The sequence below is a fragment of the Hymenobacter roseosalivarius DSM 11622 genome, from assembly GCF_900176135.1.
GTDB classification, from domain to species: Bacteria; Bacteroidota; Bacteroidia; order Cytophagales; family Hymenobacteraceae; genus Hymenobacter; species Hymenobacter roseosalivarius.
Genome location: NZ_FWWW01000039.1, coordinates 119,671 through 145,997, shown reverse-complemented (window position 1 = coordinate 145,997; position 26,327 = coordinate 119,671). Strand labels below are relative to the sequence as shown.

Sequence of the window (26,327 nt, the reverse complement as noted above, 5' to 3'; positions counted from 1 at the left end):
TCATAAAAAAGCAGAATGCTTAACCGTTAGTTTAGGCATTCTACTTTTCTAGCAATATCATCATGCCGCAAGTGCTCATAAGAAGCGGCCTATTCTTACACTGAACCAAAACATATGAAACCTCGGGTAATCTGCCACATGATGAGTTCCCTGGACGGGCGCACCATTCTCAGCCGCTGGGGCGACTCGCCCAACACCAAGGAGTACGAAACGACGGCCGCCACCTTTGAGGCCCAGGCCTGGCTGTGCGGGCGCGTGACCATGGAAAAGGACTTCACCGACGGCCTGGCCCCCGACCTGAAGCCCGTAGCCTCCCCCCTGCCCCGCACCGACTTCGTGGCCGAGCACGCCGCCGAGTCGTTTGCCGTGGCCGTGGATGCCCACGGTAAGCTGGGCTGGGAATCGGCCTACATCGACGATGACCACATCATTAGCATCCTCACTGAGCAGGTAAGCGACGAATACCTAGCCTACCTGCGCGAGAAAGGCGTTTCCTACCTATTCGGCGGCCCCCAGGAAATTGATTTTGCGCTGGTCCTGCACAAGCTAGGCGAGCTATTCCCCATCCAGACCATCCTGCTGGAAGGCGGCGGCCACCTGAATGGCTCCCTGCTCAAAGCCGGCCTAATAGACGAGTTGAGCCTATTGCATTACCCCGTGGTGGATGGCGCGCCCACCTCGCCTACCATTTTTGAGCAGGGCGATGCGCCAGGCCCGGCCACGTCCTTTCGGCTGCTCAGCGTGGAGCAGCGCTCCGACGGGATTCTGTGGCTTCGCTACGAGACGGTAGCCGCATAAGAAATTTGCCCCCAAGGAGCCGGTTGGCGTCGTGGGGGGCTTTTTTTCTTTTGAGGTGGTCCTGCTCCAGGCCGTCATGCAGAGCGAAGCGAAGCATCTCGCGTGCTGATGTTGCTAAAGCATCTCTCCCGCTTCGTTGTAGTGCTAATCAAACGAAGCGGGAGAGATGCTTTAGCAACATCAGCATGACGTTCTTTTTGGTATCAGTTACTATCACAACGACTGCACGCGAGATGCTTCGCTTCGCTCTGCATGACGGAGCAGGAGTATGATCGTTCGTCTTAACGGAATGGGCCTGATCAAATCCTAGGCACGTTTCGGCTCTTTAGCTTCCCAGCTTCCAGCCGGCCCGGTAGTCGCGCTGCACGAAGCGGTTGACCTCGTCGAAGTTGGTGATTTTGCGCTGCTGATTATCCCAGAGCAGTTCGATGCCGCGGCCGGGGTAGTCCATGCCCGAGCCCGTGGCTTTGGGGCGCTGGAGGTCGTAGCCGCGGATGGCGAGGTTGGCCATGAGCAGGGCTTCGGTCAGGGGGCCGGCCAGCTCGAAGGGCGAGCTGACGGTCTGTTTGCCGTGACCGGCTATGCAGGCATCTACCCACTGGCCGTAGTGGCCGTCGGCGCCGCCGGGTACGCGGGCCAGGGTTTGCTTCACCTGCACTTCATTGGTGCGCGAGGTGGGCAGCAGGCGCGGGTTGGCCGAGTAGGTACTGGCCATCATCTTGCCCTTGGTCCCGATAAACAACGTGCCGTTGCCACCGTCGCCAAACAGTTCGTTGGGGCCCAGCTCATCGGGGCGGGTGGGCTGGATGCCGCCGTCCATCCAATGCATGGTGATATCCTGCTTGGTTTTGTTGGTTTTGGGGAAAGTGAGCGTGACGTGGCTGGAGGGCGGGCAGCTCTCGGGGAAGTAGCCGCGCTTAAACTCATCGACGTAGACGCTGCCCACGCTGGCCTGCACGGCATTAGCGTATTGCAGATTCAGGACCCGAAAAGGCGCTTCCATCAGGTGGCAGCCCATGTCGCCGAGGGCGCCCGTGCCGTACTCCCACCAGCCGCGCCAGTTGAAGGGCACCAGCTTATCCACGTAGTCCCGGTACGGGGCCGTGCCGAGCCACAGGTCCCAGTCCAGCTCGCTGGGCACAGGGGCTTTGCCCGTGGGCCAGGCAATGCCCTGGGGCCAGACGGGCCGGTCGGTCCAGCAATACACGGTGTGCACGTCGCCGATAATGTCGGCGTCGTACCACTCCTGGAGCTGGCGCACGCCGTCGTTGGAGGCACCCTGGTTGCCCATTTGCGTTACTACTTTGTAGCGTTTGGCCGCTTCGGTGAGTACGCGGGCCTCGTGCAGGTCGTGGGTGAGCGGTTTTTGCACGTACACGTGCTTGCCCAGCTGCATGGCCGCCAGGGTCACCACGGCGTGGTTGTGGTCGGGGGTGGCTACCGATACGGCATCGATATGCTTGCCTTCCTTATCCAGCATCCGCCGCCAGTCTTTGTAGTAGGTGGCCTTCGGGAAGGCCTGGCGCGATTTGGCGGCGCGGCGGTCGTCCACGTCGCAGAGGTAGCCAATGCGGGCTTTGCCGGTTTTGGCAAACATGGCCAGGTCACTCTCGCCCTTGCCGCCCACGCCCACGCCGGCGATGACCAGTTGGTCGCTGGGGGCGGTGTAGCCTTTACCCCCCAGCACGAAGCGGGGCACGATCATGATGCCAGCGGCGGCGACGGCACTGTGCTTGATAAACTCGCGCCGGGACGGCGATTCGGGGATCTGGCTCATGGGCTTGAGGGTAGAGTGAAACGGCTGGCAGGATAAATTTGCCCCCCAGGCCGGGTTGATCGGGTAGGGCGCTACGGGTAAGGGGACAAAACGAAAGATACAGGATTGTACGACTTCCGAGGGCCAGCGCCGATTCCAAATTTCTCTGCGCAGGTAGCTTAGCTTGTACGTCGGGGAGGGTAGGGATGCTGAGGCGGTAGTCGCTCACGCCACCGCTGTTGCTTACCTGCATTATTCTAACGGTACAGCTGATGCAGGAAAATTATTGCCAACCGGGCAGTAAAAAAGCCCCCCGGCAGCCTGGCCGGAGTATGCAGCCCATGCTGCCCACGCCGGCCAGGCGCCCGGAATTAATTATATCTATATATAACTTTAAAACATTAGCTTACCACTGTAATCGTACCCCGAGTCGCTATCTGATCCATCCTTCAAATTTATGCGTCTGCTCTCCCAACGAACATTTGTGGTCATGCTGGCCCTGGCCCTGCTCGTGGTTCCGGCTTGGGCCGCGTCGGCAGCAGCAGCCGATTCGACCGCCGCTTTCAACATTGAGGCCGCCACTCAACACTACCTCAACACCTTCACGCCCGCCCAAAAGGCCAGCTCCAACGCTTACTTTGAGGGGGGCTACTGGCTCCAGATAGGGAGCCTGGTGTACGCGCTGGGTGTGGCAGCCGTATTTCTGGTGCTGGGCCTGTCCAGGGTTATCAAAGGCCAAACGGCGCGGCTACCGGGCAAAGTGCTGCCCACGCTGGCGTATGCGGCGCTGTACCTGCTGCTGGCTTACTTGCTCAACTTTCCGCTGAGTCTGTATAGTGGCTACATCCGCGAGCATGCCTACGCGCTTTCCAACCAAAGCTTCGGCGAGTGGCTGACGGATGATTTGAAGGGACTGGCGCTGTCGGTCGTATTCGGCAGCCTGGTGCTGCTGGCGTTGTATGCGGCCATCCGGCGCACGGGCCGGAGCTGGTGGGTGTGGGGCACGGCCATACTTGCCGTCTTTCTGGTGGTATCAATATTTGTGTCGCCGGTCTTCATCGCGCCTCTGTTCAACAAGTACACGCCGCTGCCGGCCAGCCCCATCCGCGACCAAATTCTGAGCATGGCGCGCGCCAACGGTGTTCCGGCCGATAACGTGTATCTCGTGGATGCCTCCCGGCAAAGCAAGCGCATCAGCGCCAACGTGAGCGGACTGGGCAGCACCATCCGGGTGTCGCTCAATGACAACCTGCTCAACCGCTCCACGCCCGCCGAAGTGCAGGCCGTGATGGGCCACGAGCTGGGCCACTACGTGCTGAATCACATCCCCAAAATGCTGATCTTCCTGGTGCTGATTATCGGCGTGGGCTTGTGGTTCGTCGATTGGGCCTTTCACCGCCTGATTGGGAGCTACGGGCCGCGCTGGGGCATTGCCGGCATCACCGATGTGAGTGGACTGCCGCTGCTGGTGGCACTTTTCGCCGTGTTTATGTTTCTGGCTACGCCCGCCTTTAATACCATTATCCGCACCCAGGAGCAGGAGGCCGATATGTTTGGCCTGAATGCCGCCCGCCAGCCCGACGGCTTCGCTACCATCGCCATGAAGCTGTCGGAGTATCGTAAAATTGACCCAAGCCCGATGGAGGAAATCATTTTCTTCGATCATCCCAGTGGCCACACCCGCGTGCTGACGGCCATGCGCTGGAAGGCAGAAAATTTGCGGAAAAAAAGCCCCCCGCAGCAGCCGGCAGGTGGCAACGGGCTCAGCGCGAAGAAGTGATAGCCGATTGACGGTAAGTGACGTGGAAAGCAAAATAAGCTTGATCTCTCACCTCATTTTTTGCGCCATGCAACGCTTCTTGTTTATAATGCTGCTGCTCGTATCGGCGGGGCTGAGCGGGCCGGCAAGAGGCGCGCAGCAGCCTACCCAGGGGCTGCCAGCGCGGCCTACGCCCTTTCGCTTCGTCACCGACCAAGCGCGGCTTCTCTCCCCCGCCGACGCCAAAACCCTGGAAGGGGGCCTGCGCCGCTATGCCGATAGCACCGGTACTCAGATTGTTGTCGTGACGGTGCCCACCCTGGGCGGGCGCGACGTAGCCGAGTATGGTAAGGCCCTGGGCGAGTCCTGGGGTGTAGGGCAGCGCGGCAAAAACAATGGTGTAGTGCTGTTACTTTCCGGGCAGGAGCGCCAGGTCACGATTCAGGCCGGCAGCGGACTTCGCTCCCAGATTACGCCCGAGCTGACTAAACGGGTTATAGGCCAGGAAATGGCCCCCAGCTTCAAGCAGGGCAACTACTTCGCGGGCTTGCGCGCCGGCCTGAACGCGCTGATGGTAGCCGCCAACCCAGAATCTGCTCCCAAGGTCATGGATCTGCAAGCGGCCAAGGCCGAAATAGCACCAGAAAAGCGTGCTGAAGCAGCCACCTCAAGTCTGAATAATGAGCTGCCAGCTACTTCTGACCCAAGCTCCGAGCCCTTTCGGCCGGCCGCATCGACGCCCGAACCATCTTCTTCGGGGCTGGGCATGGGCACCCTGGCTATTGGGGCGTTGGCTATTGGCGGCATCCTGTGGCTGCTGATGCGCCTGTTTTGGCGCAAGGCCCCGGCCGCGCCTCAGACCATGTATTCCAACCAGAATCAAAACCCTAGCCAAACGCCTGACTTTCTGGGCACTCAATCGGTGGGCGGCAACCAACCCGCGGGACCGAATGGCAACTATACCCGCGGGCAGGCGCGCCAACCAGTACCTGACTTTTTGGGTAGCGGCTCTATGAACAGAAGCGGCGGGGGCCTGACCAGCGGCATGGGGGGCATTCTGGCAACGGGGGCGGCGGCCGCGGCCGGTGCTTACCTAGGCAATCGGATGGCCTCGGGCGGGCACACCGACCACGCCGGCAACAGCATAGCAGGCCCTGACAACACCGCGTCCCAACAAAACCTTGACCCCGCCAATACCTACGCGGCCGGTGTAGGAGGCACAGCCGCTTCTGGTGGCTTCCCGGCGCTGGAAGGCACCGGCAACGCCGAAGAAATGAGCCCAGATTATTTCTCCGATCTGCCGGATAACTCCGAGCCTGACTTCTTCTCAGCCGATGAGACGTCATCCTACGACGACACCGCCGCCGACGATACCGGCGGTGGCGGCTTCGATGACAACAGCGACAACAGCGGCTCCTGGTAATCTTTCAGTAAAATCATTTACAGAAAAAAGCCGTCCTAGCTGGACGGCTTTTTTGCTGTGCGCCATTCTTGCGCGAGCGTTATAGTCCAATACCGTTAGTTGTTAGCGTAGGAGCTGCTACTGGCACTACTGTGTTGAGGGCGGCTACCTGCCGGGTCTGCTTGCCCAGCCGAGCCTTCACGCTACGCACGGCAACCTCTTCACCAGCGCCATTTGATAGCACCCGCAAGGTGTAGCGGTAACTGTCCTTTCCGACCTTCAGGCACAACCAATAGTTGCCAGGCCGCAAATTATTAAAGCCTAGGCGGCAGGTATAAAACGATTGGTCGAATGCTTCGTCGAACAGCTTCTGGCCACTTACGAGGCTGTACACCTGCACCTGCCCATGCTGCCTGGTCAGGTTCTGGGTGCGCACCCGAAAGACGGCCGCTTCTACTTTGTCCACGGTCACGGGATGCTGCTGGGCTACTGCTGGGCTGGCGAAAAAAGCCCCCCAAAACAACAGCACGCCCAAGGCGGCCCGGCGCAAATAATCCAGAGAAAAGGAGGAACCCGATTGGGTTTGGGCTAACGCAGACTTGGAAGCAAAACGGGCAGCCAATGTGGAAGCAGCAGAGGCGAATGAGCTTTTCATAATAAAAAGTTTGGGGTTAGAAATGATGGAAACGATACCAAATGCACCGCTGGGCAGCGGCTGGTTTCCTCTATAATCGTCTTGCTGTCGGCCGAACTCATTGCTGGGAAAAGCAGCTCATGTGCGGTTTTGAACAGTTGAATAGTAGAGTTATTGGTAATTTTCCAACACCCATGCCATTTGTATAAATAACTCATATACAAGTTGTTACATAGAAGCTACACAGATCACTCATGCCAGCAGATGTTCGATACCGGACAGAGCGTTCGATTTCGGAGTCGGCAACAGGCTGCGTATGAATGCTGTATTAGAAAGAGCTGTATGTGTGGGGAGTTATAGATGCCCTGGGAGCGAGTCATGCGTTAAGTCACGCCTGGCTCATCCCGCAGCACGAGCTTCAGTTAGTAGCGCTATGCGCGCGCTTATTACTTTCGCCAGCACGTCGATACTAACTATACTTTATGGAGTCTATTCCTACCCCAACCCTTACCCCTTCGCTGCATCAGGTACCAGTCTTGGAAACCGCCCGCCTGCTCATGCGCGGGTACAAACCCAGCGATTTTGAGCAGTACGTGGCCATGTGGGCCGACCCCAAGTTTTATCGCTACCTAACGCCCCGCCCCATGGTGGAGGAAGAAGTGTGGGCCACCATGCTTCGCAGCATCGGTCACTGGGCCCTGATGGGCTACGGGTTCTGGGCCATTGAGGAAAAAGCAACCGGTGCCTTCATCGGAGCGGTCGGCTTTGCCGACCCCAAGCGCGACATCATGCCGCAGAACCACGGCACGCCCGAGATTGGCTGGGTGCTGGCCGCCCACGCCCACGGCAAAGGCTACGCCACCGAGGCAGTAGAAGCTGCCATTGCCTGGGGCGATGCGCGTTTTGGCACCGGGCGTACCGTGTGCATTATTCATCCGGCCAACAAAGCATCCCTGCGGCTGGCCCAGAAGTTTGGCTACAGCCCCTACCATCGCACCACGTACAAAGATCAGCCGACGGTAATGCTGGAGCGGTTTGGGAAAGGATAAGGTAGCCTGGCCTAAAAAAGCCCCCGGAGTTGCTCCGGGGGGCTTTTTTAGGCCAGGCTACCGCAGCCGGTTAGTCGCGGGGCTACTTGGTGCCGGTTAGTCAGCTGATTTAAAGCATTAACAAAAAAGAACCCGTCGCTTAGATAAGGTAAAAGGCCCGTCAGTACGTCGTATGGTCTGGTAACGCGCTACTGCCATACGCTCGCGCTACTGACATTTTTATATAGCCTATAAGCGGCACGGCAACGAACGCTGCCCTTCGGTGCTCCACCCTTTAGCCTTATTTTATCATGCTACCTATTCAACAACAAGTGTACAGCTACCTGCCCATCAGGTCCACGTTTACAACTAAACTCGCCAGCAGTTCCCGCTTCAGTGAGGATTTGGGAATGGACCAGACCGACTTTTTTGAATTGGTCATTCGCCTCGAAAACCTCTACCACGTCCGTATTCCAGATATTGAGCTGGAGCAGGTAAGAACGGCAGACCAGCTCATCAGCTGCCTCAACGATCAAGTGGTAGGGCAAAGGTGGGGCTGCTCCCTGCTTATGGCCTAGCCAGTACAGAAGCTAGCTGGTGGCCACGTCCGGGGTAGCTTATCTATGCTCACTCCTCCGTATGGCTTTCAGCCGTGCTTCTCTTGCTGCTAAACCTGAAACCGGCGCTTTATCAGCCACTTACCGACGCAGGCCAAACACCTGCCGGGTTCGGCGGTTATGCCGCTTATTACTCTCTTTTAGCAGCCATCGCATGGAATCATTAGCAGGAAAAGTCGCCCTCGTGACGGGCGCGGGTAAAGGTATCGGACGCGCCGTAGCCCTGGCGCTGGCCCAGGAAGGCACCCATGTAGGCTTGTTGGCCCGCTCCGAAGAGCAGCTGCAAGCCGTAGCCGCCGAAATAGCGGCCCTGGGGGGCAAAACAGCCGTAGTAGCCGCCGACATCACCGACCGCGCCGCCGTAGAAACCGCCGCCGCGCGCGTGGAGCAGGAGCTCGGGCCCATCGATATTCTCATCAACAACGCCGGCATCGGCACCTTCGGTAAGTTTCTGGAATTCGACCCCTCGGAGTGGGAGCGGATTATTCAGGTGAATCTGATGGGCGTGTATTACGCCACCCGCGCCGTATTGCCCCAGATGATAGCACGCCAGACCGGCGACATTATCAATATCTCTTCCACGGCCGGGCAGCGCGGCGCGGCCGGCACCAGCGCCTACAGCGCCTCGAAGTTTGCCGTAATGGGCCTCACCGAGTCGCTGATGCAGGAGGTGCGCAAGCACAACATTCGCGTGTCGGCGCTTACCCCCAGCACCATCGCTACCGAGCTGGCCGTCAGTAACAAGCTCACCGACGGCAACCCGGAGAAGGTAGCGCAGCCCGAAGATCTGGCTGAGCTGATTATCGCGCAGCTGAAGCTCAACCGGCGGGTATTTATCAAAGAAGCCGGTATGTGGTCTACGAATCCGTAAGAATATAATTAAAGACCATCATGCAGAGCAGTAGCGAAGCATGACAGTCCTTTATAGGCTGTTTACTTATCTGCTGGTATCTAATTATATACCAAGCGCGTAGAATGACCAGCGCATAAGCTTCACACTACGCGAAATTCGCGACAAAAAAGCCCCCCAGCCGCTAACAACCAGCGTTTGGAGGGCTTTCTCAAGCCTTCTCACCCCTATCCTTATGAATATGCACCACACCCGGCGCGGCACCGGCAAGCCGCTGTTACTGCTGCACGGCATCGGTGGCAGCTGGCGCTCCTGGCAAACTATTCTCGACGGCCTGACCGCCGAGCGCGACGTCATCGCGGTAGATTTGCCAGGCTTTGGCGATACGCCGCCGCTGCATGGTCCGGTCACCATTGGCACCCTAGCCGATGCGGTGACCGACTTTCTGCGCGAGCAAAATCTGCTGGGTATCGATGCGGTGGGCAGCTCGATGGGCGCGCGACTGGTGCTGGAGCTGGCGCGCCGGGGCGGCGTGGTAGGCGCGGTCGTTTCCCTTGATCCGGGCGGGTTCTGGGAGGGCTGGGAGGTTCCGTTTTTTTATCACACTGTCGCCGTTTCGACCAAGCTGGTGCGGGCCTTGCAGCCGGTGATGCCGCAATTAACCGGCAATAGGGTGAGCCGCACGGTATTGTTTGCCCAGTTTTCAGCGAAGCCCTGGAAAATTGCCCCCCAGGTAGCCTTGGATGAGATGCGAACCTTCGCCAACGCGCCTTCCTTCGATGAGCTGCTGTATAATCTGGCCTATGGTGAAAAGCAGCAAGGCGCGCCGCGGGGTACTATAAAGGCATCGCTACTTATTGGCTGGGGCCGGCAGGATCGGGTATGTTTTCCTTACCAAGCCGAGCGGGCCCTGGCCAAATTCCCGGATGCCCGCCTGCGCTGGTTCGACAAATGCGGGCATTTTCCGCAGTGGGACCAGCCCGAGGAAACCATCCGTCTGATTCTGCGCGCCACCAGCGGCGAAACCATTGAGGAAGCAGTCGGAGCGTACGACACCGCCGCCTCACCCCGCCGCCTGAGTAAGGCGGCCGCCGTGTTCGGCGTGCTGGCTATTGTAGCCGGCGGTATCTGGCTGGCACGCCCTAAGAGCAGCTAAAAAGCGATTACCCCGTAGAGACGCGAATTCGCGTCTCTACGGGGTAATCGCTTTTATTTACTGAATAAAGTTCGGGCGGATCAGGTTTTCAAACGTGAATATCTCATCCCATTTAGCTTGGGTCAGCAGCTGCCGTTCGGTCACGGCCACGTCGTACACCGATTTACCGGTGCGGAGCGCTTCTTTCGCGATTTCGGAGACAGTTTCGTAGCCCAGGATGGGGTTTAGCTGGGTCACGATACCGATGCTGCCGCGTACCAGCTGCTCGGCGTGGGCGGCATTGGCCGTGATACCGACTACGCACTTCTCGCGCAGGGTGTGGCAGGCGCGGGTGAGGTAGGAAATGCTGGTAAACAGGGCAAAGGAAATAACGGGCTCCATCACGTTGAGCTGAAGTTGCCCGGCCTCGGCGGCCATGGTCACGGTGAGGTCGGCGCCGATAACGTAGAAGGCCGTCTGGTTGACTACCTCCGGCACCACGGGGTTTACTTTGCCGGGCATAATGCTGGAGCCGGGCTGCAGGGGAGGCAAGTTTATTTCGTTGATGCCTGTGCGGGGACCGGAGGAGAGCAGGCGCAGGTCGTTGCAGATCTTGGAGAGCTTCACGGCCGTGCGCTTCAGCACCCCGGAAAGCTGCACATAGGCGCCCGTGTCGTAGGTGGCCTCAATCAGGTCGCCAGCCAGCACCAGATTTAGGCCCGTGATGTCGCGCAGGTGCTCAGTTACTATTTCGGCGTAGCCAGCCGGCGCATTTACGCGGGTACCGATGGCGGTGGCCCCCATGTTTATTTCGCTGATGAGGTTGCGGCTGTCCTCGATGCGCAGCAGCTCCTCGCGCAGGTTGGTAGCAAAGGCCTTGAACTCGTCACCCATGCTCATAGGCACGGCGTCCTGAAGCTGGGTGCGCCCCATTTTGAGCACGTCACGAAACTCGACGCCTTTTTCGGCAAAAGCGTCAGCCAGCTGACCCAAAGCATGACTATAGCCTACCAGCTTGTTGTTGAGGGCAATGCGAAAGGCCGTAGGATACGCGTCGTTCGTGGACTGGGAGCAGTTGACGTGGTTATTGGGGTGGCAATACTCGTATTGGCCTTTCTCCTTGCCCATCATTTCCAGCGCCACATTGGCAATCACCTCGTTGGCGTTCATGTTCACCGACGTACCGGCCCCGCCCTGAATCATGTCGGTGGTAAACTGGCTGTCGAACTCGCCGGTCGCGACCCGGTCGCAGGCTTGGGCGATGTAAGCGGCGATGGTCGGGTCGAGCACGCCTAGGTCGCGGTTGGCCAGGGCAGCAGCTTTTTTTACGTGCGCCAGAGCCTGTACAAACAGCGGCTCTGACTTAAGAGGTATGCCCGTGATATCAAAGTTTTCGAGAGCTCGCAGGGTTTGAATACCGTAGTAGACATCAATAGGAATAGCCCGTTCGCCAAGAAAATCGTGTTCGGTTCGGAATTGCTGCATGAAGGGGGTGGGATGGGTATTTGAAGGTAGCTTGTCTACGCAAAGTAACGGACGAGGTCTGCAACTGCACGGTGACTGGCTCTCGAAACACGGGCAGGCTCTCTGTTACCTGCATTCTGTCAGTTAGCAGCTAGCTGCTGAAGATGAAGTGCAAGCTTGAACTTAAACAATCTGGTTGGTTCGGAGGGGTCAATTATCTGGTTAAAATGACAAACTGGAAGGATTTACACTACTTACAAACTGGTAGTACACGCCAGCAAATGGCTTATGACACCTTGCAAAACCTGGGCATACTGAACAGGCTGCGCGATTTTAATCCAGTGCTGGCAGGCACGATTCCGTTGGGAATTGACATAGCCAGTAGCGACCTAGACTTGCTGTGTGCCGTTGCTTCTGCTGATATTTCTCATTTCACCGACCTGCTTCGCGCGCACTATGCGCACCTGCCTGACTTTGCGTTAGCGCAGAAAACAATCAACCTGCGGTCGTCCGTGGTATGCCGCTTTCGTTATCAGGATTTTGTAGTAGAGATTTTTGGGCAAGATTGCCCTATTGAAGCTCAACATGCCTTCCGGCATATGGTCGTGGAAGACCGTGTATTGCAGGCCGGGGGCGACATGTGGCGCACAGCGGTGCGGCAGCTCAAGGAAAAAGGCCTGAAAACGGAGCCGGCCTTTGCAATCCTCTTGCAGCTGCGCGGCAATGCGTACGAGGCCCTGCTGGAGTTAGAAGGGAAAAGCGTAGCGGAGCTCCGGGCTTTGCTGGCTAATCTTCCGGCGCCGCTCAACGTAGTGTAATGTCAGCCTATTTGTGGCGCTAAACCACCTATTACATCTGCAAAGCAGCGAAGGCAGTAGTCTTCCGCTCCCTTTTTCTACTCTTTCTTTTATGACTACACGCCCCTACATCTTAGCCGAAACCACCTGGCAACAAGTAAAAGAAACCAGGTACGAGGTAGTTGTGCTGCCCTGGGGCGCTACTGAGGCCCACAACTACCACCTGCCCTACGCCACCGACAATTACCAGTGCGACTACGTGGCGGCCGAAGCGGCCCGCAAAGCCTGGGACCGGGGGGCAAAAGTGGTCGTGCTGCCCACCATTCCGTTCGGCGTAAACACCGGCCAGCTGGACATTACACTCGATATGAACCTGAACCCGAGCACGCAGCTGCTCATTCTCCGTGACATGGTGCAGGTGCTGGCCCGGCAGGGCATTCCGAAGCTGGTGGTGCTGAACGGCCACGGCGGCAACGATTTCCGGCAGATACTGCGGGAGCTGCAAGCCGAGTTTCCGAGTGTCTTTCTCTGCACGCTCAATTGGTTTAAAGCCGCCGACCGGAGCCAGTTCTTTACCGCCCCCGGCGACCACGCCGACGCCATGGAAACCAGCGCCATGCTGCATATTGCCCCCCAGCTGGTGCGCCCACTGGCCGAGGCCGGCGATGGAGCCGCCAAACAGTTCAAAATCAAAGCCTTTCAGCAGGGCTGGGCGTGGGCGCAGCGCGAATGGAGCAAAGTATCGACTGACACGGGCGTGGGCAACCCGGCCGAGGCCACGGCCCAACAAGGCGAGGCTTTTCTGGCAGCCGTGACAACCAATATTGGGCAGTTTTTGGTGGAGCTGGCCGCCGCCGATCCGCAGGATTTGTACGAATAAGTGGCGGGGCTAACGCATCTGCTGAACTTTGTGCAAGTTTGGCGCGGCACTACTTCCGACCTGAACCCTGATTGCATGAAGCGTTTTCTTCTTTTCCGGCGCACACTATTACTAGCCGTGGGCCTTTGGGTGCTGGGCTTTGCCGTACAGGCCCAACCATCTATGAAAGAAGGCTATATCAACGTGCCGGGGGGCAAAGTCTGGTATAAAGTACTGGGCGCCGACAAGCCGGGCATTCCGCTGCTGCTCCTGCACGGCGGGCCGGGCTCTGGTAGCGGCAGCTTCGAGGGGTTCGCGGCGCTGGCCGATGAGCGGCCGGTTATCCTGTATGACCAGCTTGGCTGCGGCAAATCAGACCGGCCTGACAATCCGCGATTGTGGACGATGGAGCGGTTCGTGACCGAGCTGGAGCAGGTAGTAGCCGCGCTAGGCTACCCGAAGCTGCATCTGCTGGGCCACTCCTGGGGCGCTACGCTGGCCACTGAGTACTTGCTCACCCAAAAGCCCCCCGGCGTGGTCAGCGTGATACTGTCCAGCCCTTTGCTTGACACGAAGCTATGGGTGCAGGATGCGGAGCGCTACATCGGCCAACTGCCGCCGACCCAGCAGCGGGCCATGCGCCTGTACGCGGCTACCGATGAGCCCAGCAAACAGGCGTATAAAGAAGCAGTCACGCTTTATAACCGCCAGCACTTGTACCGCAACGGCCCGATGCCACCCAATCCCACCTTCGGGACGCAGGTGTACGAAACGATGTGGGGCCCCGATGAGGCCCAGGCCACTGGCTCGCTGAAAAGCTATTCTCGCGCCGCCGACCTCAAAAAGCTCACATTACCAGTGCTTTACTTATGCGGCCGCTACGATGAGGCCGCGCCCGCTACGGTGGCTTATTTCCAGAAGCAAACGCCTAATTCGCAGCTGGTAATCTTTGAAAATGCCTCCCATAAGGCTTATTGGGAAGTGCCGGAGGAATATTTTAAGACCGTGCGGGGATTTTTGCGCAAACAGAAATAGATAGCACCGGCTCAGTGCTTTGCCGCTTGCCTTCCTCTTACTGCGTTTAATTGAGCAATATTTTTGGTAGTGGCGGGTATCTGGCGACGACGGTATGCGTATGGGAATAACGCGTATTCACGCCCGCTCCTTCTATTAACCAGCCTATTCACGTATGCCCCAGCCCCGTTCTACCGGTCCCTCCAAGCTTATTCTCTTCGACGTCAACGAAACGCTGCTGGACATGAGTAAGCTGAAAAACGCGCTCATCAAAGCCTTCAGCAACAAGGCAGCCTTTCATCAGTGGTTTGGGTTGTTGCTTCAATATTCGTTGGTAGATACGGTTACGAATCATTACCACGACTTCCGCACCATCGGCGACGCGGCCCTGGACATGACGGCCAATATGCTGCAGGAAAAACCCCTGAAGTCGGCCGAGAAGCATAAGCTTTTGGCCCTTATGACGGAGCTGCCGGCGCACAAAGACGTGCCCGAGGGCTTGAAAATGCTGTCGAAAGCGGGCTATTCGCTGGTGGCGTTTACCAACTCAACCCGCAGTGTGCTGGATCAGCAGCTCCGCTATGCGGATATCATTCAGTATTTCGAGCAGGGCCTGAGCGTAGACGATCAGCGCTGCTACAAACCTCACCCAGACACCTACCTGACTGCCGCGCGCCAGGCCGGCACCGAGCCAGCCTCCGCCATCATGATTGCGGCCCACGGCTGGGATATTGCCGGCGCTTTGCACGCCGGGCTCGCGGCCGGGTTCATTGCGCGCAAGGGCCAAACCCTCTATCCGCTGGCACCCTCGCCCACCTATCAGGGAAAGACGCTGGTGGAAGTGGCGAAGCAAATTATCGAGTAAAAAGCCCCCCAGAGGTTTCGGAGCGCAGCTTATGCCGCCTCGTCGGCCAGCAACTAAGCTCACGAGGTCAGCAACTCACGACCTTGCGCCTGGTGGAGCCATTCCATCGCATTATTTTCAGTGCTAAAAAAAGCGATGACGAATGGGCTGTTCTCATAAGCACCAGGCAGCACGTAGCCTGAGCCGTTGACGATGGTTTCCAGCAAAGTTGGGCTCGTCAAATAAGCCACATGTAAGCGGCCACCCAAGCTCGTAGCCATCTGCGGAAAATAGCTGGTGAGCAGCCAGCGGGTGATGTCCGGATCGTTGAAGGCGCGCCGCCGGATATCCTGTAGCCAGAAGCGGCAGCCGCACTCCAAGGCGCGCTGCGTTAGCTGCTCATAAGTGCGGGACAATAGCTCCGACGCAGGCTGATAGCCCCAGCGCCCAACGAACAGGTTGAGGTCAGACCGGTAATTGGTTTGCAGCAGTTCGGGTAGCTTCTCGGCAGCCATAAGTACGAGGGAGTGGAGGGCGAATATAGGCAGCTACGACGCATTATGTATTGATTGCTGGAAGCCGCTTACCAAGTGAGATGTCATACGGAGCGTTCCGCGCATGAAGCGGCAACGGAGCATTTTGCTCCGTTGTATTACCCGGCAACTGTCATGCAGAGCGGTAGCAAAGCATGACATTCCTATGATCTCCTTTATAATGGAAACCCACTAAAAAAAAGCCCCCCGTACGGTACGGGGCGCTTTTTTAGTGAAATTGACTTTATACTATGCTACCAGATTTTAGCCCGATCAGCTTCGGCGCGCACCATTTTCTGGCCTTCCTTGCAGCCGAAAGCCTCGTAGAACTGCGGCATGTTCATGAGCGGGCCGATGGTGCGGTACTGGCCGGGCGAATGCGGGTCGGTGAGCACCTGCTGACGCAGGGCTTCGGGCCGGATGTTGGTGCGGCGCAGCTGCGCCCACGACAGAAAAAAGCGCTGCTCCGGCGTGAAACCGTCAATTTTGGGGCGCGGACCGTTGCCGTACTGCTTTTGCAATTGCTTCTGCAAAGCGGCGTACACAATGGTCAGACCGGCGAAGTCAGCGAGGTTTTCGCCCATGGTCAGCTTGCCATTTACGTACACCGAGTCGAGCGGTGAGAAGGCGCTGTATTGCGTGCCCACCACGGCAGCGCGCTTCGTAAACTCCTCACCGTCAGCTTTCGTCCACCAGTCGCGCAGGTTGCCTTGCGAGTCATACTGCCGGCCCTGGTCGTCGAAGCCGTGCGTCATTTCGTGGCCCATTACGCCCCCGATTGCCCCATAATTCACGGCATCATCGGCGTTAGGGTCGAAGAAGGGCGGTTGGAGGTAGCCGGCCGGAAACACGATTTCATTCATCGGCGGGTTGTAGTAAGCATTGATGGTGGGCGGCGTCATGCTCCACTCATTGCGGTCGATGGGCTGCCCGTACTTCTGCACGTTCTGCTGGTAGTTCCACTTGCGGGCGTTCAGCACGTTTTGTAGGTAAGAATCGCGCGCAATGTTCAGCGCCGAGTAGTCCTTCCACTTATCGGGGTAGCCGATTTTAACCCGCAACGCATTGAGCTTTTTCAGGGCTTCGGCCTTGGTGGCGTCGCTCATCCAGGTGTTGGTTTGGATGTGCTCGGCCATCGACTCCTTCACGTTGGCCACCATATCCAGGGCCTTTTGCTTGGCTTCGGGCGAGAAGGCTTTATCCACGTAGAGTTGGCCAAAGGCCTCGCCCAGGGTGTTATCGGTGGCGGCCAGCATGCGCTTCCAACGTACCGGCTGCTGCTTGGCACCGCTTTGTACTTGCGCAAACCGGAAAGCCTCGTCGCTGTACGCCTTCGGCAAAGCCGACGTCACGGAGCTAACCAGCTGCCACTGCATATAGGTTTTGAGGTCAGCCAGCGACTCGGTTTTCAGTACCGCGTTCAGCTCCTGAAAAAACTGCGGCTGCCCCACGATGACTTCCTTGGCAGTGCCGAGCTTGTTTTGAGCCAGAATAGTGGGCAGACCAATGGTGGGGAACTGCTGGTGAAAGGCCGCCACCGTCATCTTGTTATAGTTGGCGTTAGGGTCACGCAATTCCACGCGGGTTTTGGAGGCCTTCGCGAGGCGAGTTTCCAAGCGCAGAATGGCAGCCGCTTTTTTAGTGGCCGTTGCCGCTGGGTCGCCTATGAGCTGGAACGTATTGGTCATGTACGTTACGAAGGCATCCCGAATGGCCTTGGAGCGTGCGTCGTCTTTCAGGTAATAGTCGCGGTCGGGCATGCTCAGGCCGCCCTGGTTCAGGTTGACGGCGTACACCGTACTATTCTTGCGGTCGGGCGAAACCCCCGCCCGAAAAAAGCCCCCCGTACCCAGCTGCTGCTGATATGCCACCGTAGCGGGCAGACTCTTGAGGTCTTTGGTAGCGGCAATGCGGGCCAACTCCGGCTTCAGGGCAGTGGTTCCGGCCTTTTCGATGGCCATTGAATCCATACCAGAGGCATAATAGTCGCCTACTTTCTGGGCATTACTGCCCTTCTCGGCGCTGGTATTCGCGGCAGCTTCTTCCAGAAGCTGGCGTAGCAGCGCCTGGGTACGGTCGCCGAGCAGGTTGCGTGGCCCCCAGCTGGAGGCGTAGGCCGGAATAGGATTGGTTTTAAGCCAGTTGCCACCGGAAAATTGAAAGAAATCCTCACAGGGCTCCACCGAACGGTCGATGTCGGCAACGTCGATGCCTACGCCTTTGATGGTGGGCTCCGCAGTGGCAGTAGTCGGTGCTGATGCGGCGGTGGCGGTGGTATCCGACGCCGGGGTGCTGGTGGCGCAGCCCGTCAGCACTAAGCCCGCGGCCAAAGTCCAGGTTAAAGCAACTTGTTTTTTCATAGAAGGATTGGAATTGACGATTCGGGGGGTAAAAAGCCAGTGAAAGACCTGCTGACCTCGTATAGGCTGCACCGCCAGGACGGGCCCGGCATTTTGGCGATTTACAAATAAACCTCATTCTCGTAACTGATAAGCAACGGTAGCACGGCAGGCACCTACGCGGGTCGTTCAACGATAGTGCTACCACAACCTGCCAGCGGCCGTAAACTTGTTGGGTGGCTCCCTGGTGCTTCTTCCCGCGAGCCAATTCAAGTCTTATTTGCCCCCAGCTTATGCGCACCATCAAGCAACAGCACCAAGCCATTAGCGCCCCCATCGCCGACCTGATTACCTACCGGGCCCTGCCCACGCAATCAGTAGAGCACCTCGATCCTTTTCTGTTTCTGAACCACCACGGCCCGCAAGTATATCGGCCCAACAACCGCGGCCTGCCCTTTGGCCCTCACCCGCACCGGGGCTTCGAGACGGTGACGTTCATCTTGGCCGGCGACATCATGCACCAGGATTCCGGCGGCCACGAAAGCGTGATTGAGGCCGGCGGCATTCAGTGGATGACGGCGGGCAGCGGCCTCATTCACGCCGAGATTTCGTCGCCCGCCTTCAAGCGCACCGGCGGCGACCTTGAGATTTTGCAGCTGTGGGTAAATCTGCCCGCCAGGCACAAAATGACCGAACCCCGCTACACCGGCCTGCAAAAAGCCGACATTCCGAAGGTAGCGCAGGACGAAGGCCACGTTATACTTCATGCGGTTGCGGGTGATTGGTTCGGGACGGCCGGCGCCATGCAGCCCCTCACTGATATGCAGCTGGCTACCGTTGAAATGCGCCTGGGGGGCAAATTGGCGCTGACTATTCCCGCCGAGCGCACCATTTTCTTTTACACCATCCGGGGTAAATTGCGCGTCAATGGTCAGGAAACCGAAGCTCGCCGCCTGCTGGAGTTTAACCACGACGGCAACGAATTACAGATTGAAGCCTTATCGGATGCTGTGGTGCTGCTCGGCCACGCCGCGCCGTTTCAGGAGCCCATTGTAGCCGCTGGCCCGTTTGTGATGAACACGGAAGCCGAAATTCAGCAGGCATATCAAGACTATCGCGCCGGTAAATTTGGTACCTGGGAAGGGTAGTGATTTCTTCCTAAGAGTCTACTCCAATAGGCCATCATGCTTGATCTGGCGTCCACTTGTCGAAGCATCTCGCGTGCTGATGTTGGATTAGTAATCCTGTTAAACACGCGAGATGCTTCGTGACCTCAGCATGACCGCCTTTTTCAACAGTTACATCTATAAAAAGCCCCCAGAAATACTCTGGGGGCTTTTTTATAGATGAGATTTGCCTTTTAAATCCCAATGACTGGATACTACCTGCGAGCTACCCGGCACCCGCTTGATAGTGCGCTTGTACCGCTCGCCGATAATAATATCATCGGGGCGGCGCTTGCCGATGAACAGGGTGACGGGCTCGCCGTTTTCATTGGTAATGAAGGTGATATCGTGGCCTTTGAACACGTCATCAATGGTCGCGGAAGGCTCGTGTAGTTTACTGAGCTTATCGGATAACTGGCGGTGGAGCGGCATGGCAGGCGGGTATGAATGGAACCACCGTCTACGCGGCAAGCCAGCGCTGGGGTTTGGCCAGGTAGCTACTTCGTCGTTATCGACGCCGAGCCGTTTTCGCCTTTTTCCCCGTAGGCTTCTACTGCTTTCTCCGGCGTCAGAACGGTTATTTGCTGGGGCTGGGCGGGCAGCACGCGCTCGAACTCCGCGCGGGTTACTTCCTTGCCATCAATGAGCAGCAGCTTACCAGCGAGGTCGACGCTGCGGTTCAGCTTTTTATTCAGCTCCACTACGGCCGCGGCGTTTTCCTTGCCTTTGGTCGTGACCAGAATAGCTTGTTGCTCGGGCACGTTGCCTAGTACCTGCTGCACGCCGGGGCCTTTCAGCACATTCATGCTGGCAATCGTTTCAGGCGCTATTTTTTCAACTATTTCCTTGCTGACTTTCTGCCCGTTCAAGTAATAAAGCACGCCGTCGGGTAAGCCTGCTACGCTCTGCGCCACGGCCGTTGGTACGGCAGCATAGGCAACGGGGGCAACGGGGGCAACGATACTAAAGCTCAAGGCAACAACCAATGAACTAACCAGCAAGCACTTGGCCACACGGCCCACAACGATTTTCTTTCTGTTTGTCATGACAAGAAGTGGATAAGAATGAGATAAATGAATTTTAAGCTTCTGCCGAAACGCTGCCGCTACGGCCTCTTACTCCGCCAGCGGCTTGCCGGAAGCATCGAAGCTGCCCAGCGCTTTCCCCTGCGTATCGAACACCACATACTTCGGCCGGCGGCCCATGGCAATCACGGCTTTGTAGCGCACCTCAGTTGCTCCGCTCTCTTTCACCTCCAGCAGCTCTACCAAGCGATGACCCGGAAAATGCTGCGTGATATAAGCCAGCGCATCCGGGTGTAGGTTGCTGATGGAAACTACTTTCTCCTCAGGTTTGGTATCCGCATCCGGCAGCAGCCTGATAATTTTAGCATTCAACGCTTGCACGGCGGGCAGGCGCTCGTTGCCTTTAGTAGTCACCGCCACTACGCCGGTTGCAGCATCTTTAGTTAGCGCCTGTGCCGTTTCACCTTTCAACACCTGCACGTTAGCAATGGCGTCTGGGGTCGTATTCGGCTTTTCCACTACCGATTGCACAGTAGACCGCCCATCCAGATAATACTTCACACCACCGACTTGCACGCTTGCTGGGTTAGCGGAAGCGGATTGTCCAGCGCGTGAAGTAGTAAAGGCCAGCAGCAACACGGCGGCAAGCGGCAGCACGAGTGCGTATTGCGCCAGATGTGCGCGGGCAGAGGAGGGTTTGTTCATCATGGCTATCCGGTTTTTGAGAGTGAGAAATGTAAAATGATTGGCTAAAGCCGCGCCCGGCGCCAGGCCACTGAGCCGGAGCAGGCTATACTGATATACTTTGGGCAAAACCACCCCGGCACGCAGCACGACGTCATCGGTCAGGAACTCCAGGTTTTCCTGAATAGCCCGCCCCAGCCACCACGCCGCCGGATTGAACCAGCAAAACACCTGACCTACGTGGGCCAACAGCACATCCAGCGTGTGCCATTGCCGCACATGCACCTGCTCGTGGTGCAGAATAGCGGGCAGCTCAGCCGCGGGGTATTGGGCAGGGGTTAAGTAAATAATGGCTCCGAAGGAGAAAGGACTACCTACTTCAGGCAAGCGCCGCACGGCTACTTCGCCTACCCTATCCGGCACAGAGGCGCGGTGCAGACGGTAAAGCGAGAAAAGCCGCCCCAGCAAGCGCAGGCTCATCACCACCACGCCCGTCCAGTAAGCAGCGACAAGGGCACCAACCAAGCTTAGCTGTGGCACCGCAGAAGCAGCCACCGTACCCGACCAGTTTGGCAATATGGTGAGTAGCGAACCGCTTACTTGCTGCTGGGGGGCAACTATGGCTGCCACGTCCAGAACTGGATATAAGGCCGAGAAGAGCAATGCAAACAGCAAGTACGCCCGGTTCAGGCCGTAGAAGGTCAGCCGCCGCAAGCCCACGTAGTACAGGCCCGCGAACAGCAGCAGCGCTCCATTCACTTTCAACAGATAAACAAGCAGCGCCGTCATTATTCCTTGGCTTGGCGGTTCTCAATCATGCTGAGTATCTCCTTCAGCTCCTCGGCGCTGATCTTCTCATCCTTGGCAAAAAAGGACACGACTTCCTTGTAGGAGTTTTTAAAGTACTCGCTCACGAAGGCGCTCATAAACCGCTTGCGGTACTCTTCGGCGGCAATCTGGGGGGCAAATCGGTAGGAGTTGCCGAGCTTTTCGCTGCGCAGATAGCCCTTGCGCTCCAGATTGCGGATGGTGGAGGCCAGCGTGGTATAGGGTGGCTTCGGCTCGGGCAGCGAGTCCAGCACGTCTTTGGTGAAGCCGCCATTGAGCTGCCACAGCACCTGCATGGCTTCCTCTTCGGGTTGGGTTAGTCTTTCCATAAATAAATATTACGAATCTTTCGTAATTATACGAAAGATTCGTAATAGGTTGTAAATATTTTTCAGAAGAAATAAATAATACACAAAAAAGCCCCTCAGAGCTTATCTGGGGGGCTTTTTATTCTCTGCAAAATATTGCGCTTACAAGCGCCAAGCAGGTTACTTCACCAGCACCAGACGTTTGGTTTCTACTTTACCCTTGCTGGTTAGACGGCAGGTGTACACGCCCTCGGCCAAGGCAGCCCCTTCTACCGTGAACTCATAAGTGCGGCCGCCTTCTGCCACGCCATCATAGATGGTGGCTACCAGCTTACCTATCGAGTTGTAGACCAACAGCTGCGCCTTCCCGGTTTCGGCCGTGCGGAAACTCAGGGTAGCGCGCTCGGTGAAGGGGTTAGGATACGCCTCAAACACGTTGGCAGTAGCAGCGTATTCGGTGGTCACAGACGTAGCCGCGGCCGAAGCGGTGAGCGTAGTGCCCGCGCAGCTGCCGAGTTGTTCTTTATGCCCCAACAGGTGATCTTCAACCTCATTAGGATTTACATAAACTTTTGACCCTTTGTGGCATAGCAAAATCTGCTCGTTCTTTTTGCCGCCCCGCACCTCTACCACGGTTATCGATATGGACTTCGTCGCGGTACAGCCAAACTCGTTGGTTACTGTTAAGGTGTAAGCAAATGTTCCGGCAGTGGTAGCCGTGAAAACAGGATTAGCAATGCTCGCGTTGCTCAGACCAGTCGATGGGCTCCACTGGTAGCTGCTACCACCCGAAGCGGTGAGGGTCAGGCTCTGTGGGCCATAGCCCAGATACAAGTTTGTAGGAACTCCACCTGTGTAGACGGTTGAAGAGGGGGTAAAGGCGACAACAGGGGTTGGAACCGTGCCTCTCACATCGACGTCGGCCGTCTGGCTGGCCACGTTACCGTGGATATCGGTGACAGTCAGGGTTACTTTATTGATCCCAATATTGTCGCAACTAAACGTGCTCTTGCTCAGCATCATTGATGCTATTCCGCAAGCATCCGTGCTGCCGTTGTCTACCTGCGCCGCCGTGATAGTGGCGGTGCCCCTGCTTAAAGTCACAGTCAAGTTCCGGATCAGTACCGTAGGTGCCTGCTTATCCTTCACCGTTACCGCAAAGGTCTTCGAATCAGTACCGCAGCTATTGGTGGCCGTAACTTTAACTATGGTAGTACCTACCGGGAAGAAGTAAGGGGAAGTGATGGTGGTATTAACTCCCTCCTTCATAATGCTGTACACAAGCGCGGGGGCCGGGGCACCCGTGGCCGTAGCAGCGAAAGCAACCGAGGCACCACACTTATCATTCTCGGTGTTAGCCGTCGGGATGGAAGGCACCGTCAGGGCAGGAGGCGTTGTAACAGTTACAACGGCTGAACCCGTCAGAGCCGTGCCCGTGCAGTTGCCGTCCGTTACTGAAGTCAAGGCATAAGTGGTTGTTTCTTTTGGCGCTACAACCAGCGTGTAGTTTCCGTCAGCATCGACGTCAGTAGCTGTTACGGTCAGAGCCGTTGGGGCAGCAGCTCCGTTGGTTGAGGAGCCAATGTTCCAGGGCGCAACACCGGTCAGGTGCACGGTCAGCTTGGCAGAAGTACCCACACATACAGTCGCGTCGCCGCTCAACGTCGCCGTTGGCAACTCCCGCACCGTTACTTTCTGCGTGTATGTAGCGGAGCAAGCGCCCTGCGTAATAACCAGCGTAGCCGTGTAAGTACCAGCCGCCGCGTACGTGTGGCTGATGTTGCCGACGGTAGTGTAGTCTACTTTACCATCACTCTCCACGTCCCAGGCATACGTAGCGTTGGACTCAACTACCGTAGAAGCATCGGTGAAGGCGGTGGCTGAGCCAGCACAAGCCGGAGCGGCCGTGAAGGCCGGCGCCGGCTCCAGGCAAACAAGGCCCGTACGAACTACCCGGTAGCTATTGCCTACCCGAATGCCGTCGATTGTCAGTTTCGGAACATTGGTGCCTTGGCGGATTGCCACTGCGCCAATATTGGCCGGGGAGCTACCTGTTTCGGCAACGCCAGCAGTGGCCGGAGCGGGCTCAGCACCAGCCGCCGGATTGACAAACAACTCAGTCTTGCTGCCCACCTCATCGAAGGCGTATTTAACCACCAATAAATGGGTAGTATTTAACGGATAACTAGCAGTCGTATAGTTGATGGTTCCACCATTCCCACTGATACCGAACTGTACTGTGCCCGACGCAATGCCAGGACGCGTAAATAACCGAGCCTTGAAGGTAGACCCTACTACTGCTGGCCCGAGATGAAAAAAGTATTCAGCACTAGTGCTTACACTCGCGACATTTACCAGGAAGGACGTATACACCGGCGTGCCAGCATAGACAGGCTCTACAAATTGCCGGTTAACATCTTCGCCATTACCAACGGTGGCGGCGGCTTTGCCACTGCTGGCACTGTAGCCGGAGTAAGACAAGCCATCGGCAGCCGTAACGGCAATGGAGTTGGTGCCGCCGCCGCTATGTGCCGTCCAGTTATTAGCCGTCAGCAGCGACCCAGCTGCGTAATCGAAGTTTTCCTCCAGTAGCAGCGCGGCGGGAGCAGCCGAGGTTGCCTGGGCTAAAGTACCCGGTGTAGTTACCAGGTAGTTTTCAGCATAGGGCGTGTCGTTGTCATTGAAGGTGAAGACAGAGAAATGATAGGTGGTATTAGCACGCAAACCCGTTACGGTTACGTTGTCGCCGGTCCCGTTGTACACGACGAAGTTACCTACCCCCAGCACGCTGCCTTTGCCGAACTCTGCCTCCGCGGTGTAGGTGGTAGCGTCAACAGGCTCGGCATCTACGGCGGTGCCGCGGCGAGCTACCACCAGACGCTTCTTACCGTCGCCACCCTTCAAGTCAAGTTGGAGCGAGGTGCTGGCTACCTGGCTGGCGGTGAGCGTAGCCGCTGCGGTTGGCTCGGCGGCCAGCGGTACCGTTACGGTGGTGAAGGAAAGCTCCTCACCGTAGGCCGTGCTCGCGCCATTGGTAGCATACGCACGCACGAAATAGGTAGTGCCCGGCACCAGGCCGGTAATAGCGCTGGCAAAAGCCCCTGTACCCGCGCCATCGGCCGTTTTGGTAGTACCTGCAGAAGTTGGATTAGCCGTTTTAGCCCAAACAACGCCGCGTGCTGTTACCGCGCTGCCGCCATCGGCAGCTACGGTGCCCCCCGTAGTAGCGCTGGTCGGGGTTAAGTCGGTGATGGCCGTGGTGCTTAGCGTGGCCGGATAAATGGCATTGACGCCCGTACCCGAAACTGCTACCGCCTGATCAGGCAGGCCAGCGCTCTTTACCGGAATCGACTCACTGTACGCCTGAGTAGCCGTTGGGGCAAAGCGAACATCAATCGTGGTGCTTGGGACAGTGCCACCAGTCGGCTGCAACTCAATGGTGCAGCAAGCAAACGGGTTATTACCAGTCCGGATTTCAAACCCGGCCGGCGGCGTAATGGTGACGCCTCCCTTTAAATTATTGCCCCCCACCGTAAAGCTCTTCAGCCCAGCTCCGGCCCCGACGGCCAGGCTGCCAAAATCCGGGAGCGTAGTAGATGAGACGCTCAGAGCGGGGTTAGTGGGAGGTGCTGATACGGTTACCGTAATAGGGGCGCTCAAGCCCGTTGCCGTGCCACAGCTAGTAGCTAAGGTTGCCCGCGCAACCAAGTAATAAGTACCCTCGCCAGGGAAATCTGCCCCTCGCACAATGTAAGTAGCAGTAGTTGCCCCACCGATAGCCGCAGAATACGGTCCGGCTGCACTAGCACCATAAAGCCAGGCGAACGAAGAGGTAGCAGCGGCGCTAGCGGTAAGGGCATCGCCCGTACCGGTAGTAAGTACCGACTGAGCAGTGGCTGGCGTTACAGTTACCGGGTTAGTGTCGGGCGTTAAGTTGATGGTCAGGTCGGAGCCGTTGGTGCTGCCGTAGGTAGCCGGCGCATCGTTCATTACCCGCAGCCGGTACTTAGTGCCGCTCGGCGTAGCGGCCGGAATAGTAGCCGAAATAGGCGAGCTATTGCCGCTGCCGATAATGTTGTCCGTTGCATTGCTCGGAAATACGCCCGAAGCATTCGACAGCTGCACTTTGAAGCCGCCCGTGAAGGTGCCGCTGCTGGTATAGGCTACGTTGAATGGAGCACTGCCGGCAGTGGTCGTGACGCAATAAGGACTGTTGAAGGCAGAAGCGGTAGTCGTGATGCTGGCTGTGGGAGTAGGCGGAGTGCCCGTAGAACCAGTAGTTACCGTGATATTATCGAGGCTTATTTTTGGACGGCTGCCAGTACTGCCACCTCCCGACGTAAGTAAGAAGAAACGAATTTTCGCCCCTGGATTGTTAGCAAAACTGGCCGGCAACGGAATGGCAGTTAAGCTACCTGTAGCGGATACGTAGTTCGTGATGACCACACTAGGGTGCGGTAGGTCAACAAAAGCCCCCCCTTCACCAG

The 26,327-nt window shown here is 57.5% G+C and carries 22 protein-coding genes; 12 read left to right on the top strand and 10 right to left on the bottom strand.

Annotation, left to right across the window (positions count from 1 at the left end):
• Positions 1-114: 114 nt before the first annotated feature.
• Positions 115-798 carry a RibD family protein gene (locus B9A24_RS03170; protein ID WP_084443713.1) on the top strand — a complete coding sequence of 228 codons (684 nt, stop codon included), beginning with the start codon at positions 115-117 and terminating at the stop codon, positions 796-798.
• Between the two features lie 325 nt (positions 799-1,123).
• On the opposite strand, the gene B9A24_RS03165 is transcribed toward B9A24_RS03170, so the two are convergent.
• On the bottom strand, positions 1,124-2,575 hold the full coding sequence (locus B9A24_RS03165; RefSeq protein ID WP_084443712.1) for a Gfo/Idh/MocA family protein: 1,452 nt from the start codon (positions 2,573-2,575) through the stop codon (positions 1,124-1,126).
• 436 nt (positions 2,576-3,011) lie between these two features.
• Here B9A24_RS03165 and B9A24_RS03160 point away from each other — a divergent pair, with 436 nt between their 5' ends.
• Positions 3,012-4,334: a M48 family metallopeptidase gene (locus tag B9A24_RS03160; protein ID WP_200813852.1), complete on the top strand. Its 1,323-nt coding sequence runs from the start codon at positions 3,012-3,014 to the stop codon at positions 4,332-4,334.
• A 67-nt stretch (positions 4,335-4,401) separates the two neighbouring features.
• A complete protein-coding gene (locus B9A24_RS03155; RefSeq protein ID WP_084443710.1) occupies positions 4,402-5,736 on the top strand; it encodes a TPM domain-containing protein in 1,335 nt (444 codons plus the stop codon).
• 79 nt (positions 5,737-5,815) lie between these two features.
• On the opposite strand, the gene B9A24_RS03150 is transcribed toward B9A24_RS03155, so the two are convergent.
• Positions 5,816-6,370 (bottom strand): hypothetical protein, encoded by a 555-nt coding sequence (locus B9A24_RS03150; protein ID WP_084443709.1) that lies wholly within the window; start codon positions 6,368-6,370, stop codon positions 5,816-5,818.
• 461 nt (positions 6,371-6,831) lie between these two features.
• On the opposite strand from B9A24_RS03150, the gene B9A24_RS03145 reads away from it, so the two are divergent.
• From B9A24_RS03145 to B9A24_RS03130, 4 genes are all read left to right on the top strand, one after another.
• The gene (locus B9A24_RS03145; protein WP_084443708.1) at positions 6,832-7,398 is read left to right on the top strand and encodes a GNAT family N-acetyltransferase; all 567 of its coding nucleotides are present in this window, start codon (positions 6,832-6,834) and stop codon (positions 7,396-7,398) included.
• 290 nt (positions 7,399-7,688) lie between these two features.
• Positions 7,689-7,955, top strand: a complete 267-nt coding sequence (locus B9A24_RS03140; RefSeq protein ID WP_084443707.1) for an acyl carrier protein — start codon at positions 7,689-7,691, stop codon at positions 7,953-7,955.
• Positions 7,956-8,148: 193 nt separating this feature from the next.
• A complete protein-coding gene (locus tag B9A24_RS03135) occupies positions 8,149-8,865 on the top strand; it encodes a 3-ketoacyl-ACP reductase (protein ID WP_084443706.1) in 717 nt (238 codons plus the stop codon).
• Positions 8,866-9,079: 214 nt separating this feature from the next.
• On the top strand, positions 9,080-10,000 hold the full coding sequence (locus B9A24_RS03130) for an alpha/beta fold hydrolase (protein WP_084443705.1): 921 nt from the start codon (positions 9,080-9,082) through the stop codon (positions 9,998-10,000).
• A gap of 57 nt (positions 10,001-10,057) precedes the next feature.
• Here B9A24_RS03130 and aspA read toward each other — a convergent pair whose 3' ends face one another.
• Positions 10,058-11,464 carry an aspartate ammonia-lyase gene (aspA, locus tag B9A24_RS03125; RefSeq protein WP_084443704.1) on the bottom strand — a complete coding sequence of 469 codons (1,407 nt, stop codon included), beginning with the start codon at positions 11,462-11,464 and terminating at the stop codon, positions 10,058-10,060.
• 206 nt (positions 11,465-11,670) lie between these two features.
• Between aspA and B9A24_RS03120 the strand changes: the two genes are divergently transcribed.
• The 4 genes from B9A24_RS03120 to B9A24_RS03105 all read left to right on the top strand — a co-directional run bounded on the left by B9A24_RS03120 (position 11,671) and on the right by B9A24_RS03105 (position 14,978).
• Positions 11,671-12,261 (top strand): DUF4269 domain-containing protein, encoded by a 591-nt coding sequence (locus B9A24_RS03120; protein WP_159451930.1) that lies wholly within the window; start codon positions 11,671-11,673, stop codon positions 12,259-12,261.
• Positions 12,262-12,352: 91 nt separating this feature from the next.
• Positions 12,353-13,120, top strand: coding sequence for a creatininase family protein (locus B9A24_RS03115; RefSeq protein WP_084443702.1), 768 nt, complete (start codon positions 12,353-12,355; stop codon positions 13,118-13,120).
• A 75-nt stretch (positions 13,121-13,195) separates the two neighbouring features.
• Positions 13,196-14,134: a proline iminopeptidase-family hydrolase gene (locus B9A24_RS03110; RefSeq protein WP_143434732.1), complete on the top strand. Its 939-nt coding sequence runs from the start codon at positions 13,196-13,198 to the stop codon at positions 14,132-14,134.
• A gap of 154 nt (positions 14,135-14,288) precedes the next feature.
• On the top strand, positions 14,289-14,978 hold the full coding sequence (locus B9A24_RS03105; protein ID WP_084443700.1) for a haloacid dehalogenase type II: 690 nt from the start codon (positions 14,289-14,291) through the stop codon (positions 14,976-14,978).
• A 59-nt stretch (positions 14,979-15,037) separates the two neighbouring features.
• On the opposite strand, the gene B9A24_RS03100 is transcribed toward B9A24_RS03105, so the two are convergent.
• Together B9A24_RS03100 and B9A24_RS03095 are read right to left on the bottom strand one after the other, a co-directional pair.
• Complete coding sequence (locus tag B9A24_RS03100; RefSeq protein WP_084443699.1) at positions 15,038-15,472, bottom strand: hypothetical protein; 435 nt, start codon at positions 15,470-15,472, stop codon at positions 15,038-15,040.
• A gap of 272 nt (positions 15,473-15,744) precedes the next feature.
• Positions 15,745-17,850 (bottom strand): M13 family metallopeptidase, encoded by a 2,106-nt coding sequence (locus tag B9A24_RS03095; RefSeq protein ID WP_084443698.1) that lies wholly within the window; start codon positions 17,848-17,850, stop codon positions 15,745-15,747.
• Between the two features lie 272 nt (positions 17,851-18,122).
• Here B9A24_RS03095 and B9A24_RS03090 point away from each other — a divergent pair, with 272 nt between their 5' ends.
• Positions 18,123-18,977 (top strand): pirin family protein, encoded by an 855-nt coding sequence (locus B9A24_RS03090; RefSeq protein WP_084443697.1) that lies wholly within the window; start codon positions 18,123-18,125, stop codon positions 18,975-18,977.
• Between the two features lie 192 nt (positions 18,978-19,169).
• Here B9A24_RS03090 and B9A24_RS03085 read toward each other — a convergent pair whose 3' ends face one another.
• From B9A24_RS03085 to B9A24_RS03065, 5 genes are all read right to left on the bottom strand, one after another.
• Complete coding sequence (locus tag B9A24_RS03085; protein ID WP_084443696.1) at positions 19,170-19,427, bottom strand: hypothetical protein; 258 nt, start codon at positions 19,425-19,427, stop codon at positions 19,170-19,172.
• Positions 19,428-19,492: 65 nt separating this feature from the next.
• Positions 19,493-20,041 carry a hypothetical protein gene (locus tag B9A24_RS03080; protein ID WP_143434731.1) on the bottom strand — a complete coding sequence of 183 codons (549 nt, stop codon included), beginning with the start codon at positions 20,039-20,041 and terminating at the stop codon, positions 19,493-19,495.
• Positions 20,042-20,110: 69 nt separating this feature from the next.
• Positions 20,111-21,493 (bottom strand): M56 family metallopeptidase, encoded by a 1,383-nt coding sequence (locus tag B9A24_RS03075; protein WP_084443694.1) that lies wholly within the window; start codon positions 21,491-21,493, stop codon positions 20,111-20,113.
• Complete coding sequence (locus B9A24_RS03070) at positions 21,493-21,861, bottom strand: BlaI/MecI/CopY family transcriptional regulator (protein ID WP_084443693.1); 369 nt, start codon at positions 21,859-21,861, stop codon at positions 21,493-21,495. Before B9A24_RS03070 ends, B9A24_RS03075 begins: the two co-directional genes overlap by 1 nt.
• Before the next feature lie 159 nt (positions 21,862-22,020).
• Complete coding sequence (locus tag B9A24_RS03065) at positions 22,021-26,286, bottom strand: PKD domain-containing protein (protein WP_159451929.1); 4,266 nt, start codon at positions 26,284-26,286, stop codon at positions 22,021-22,023.
• Positions 26,287-26,327 lie beyond the last annotated feature (41 nt).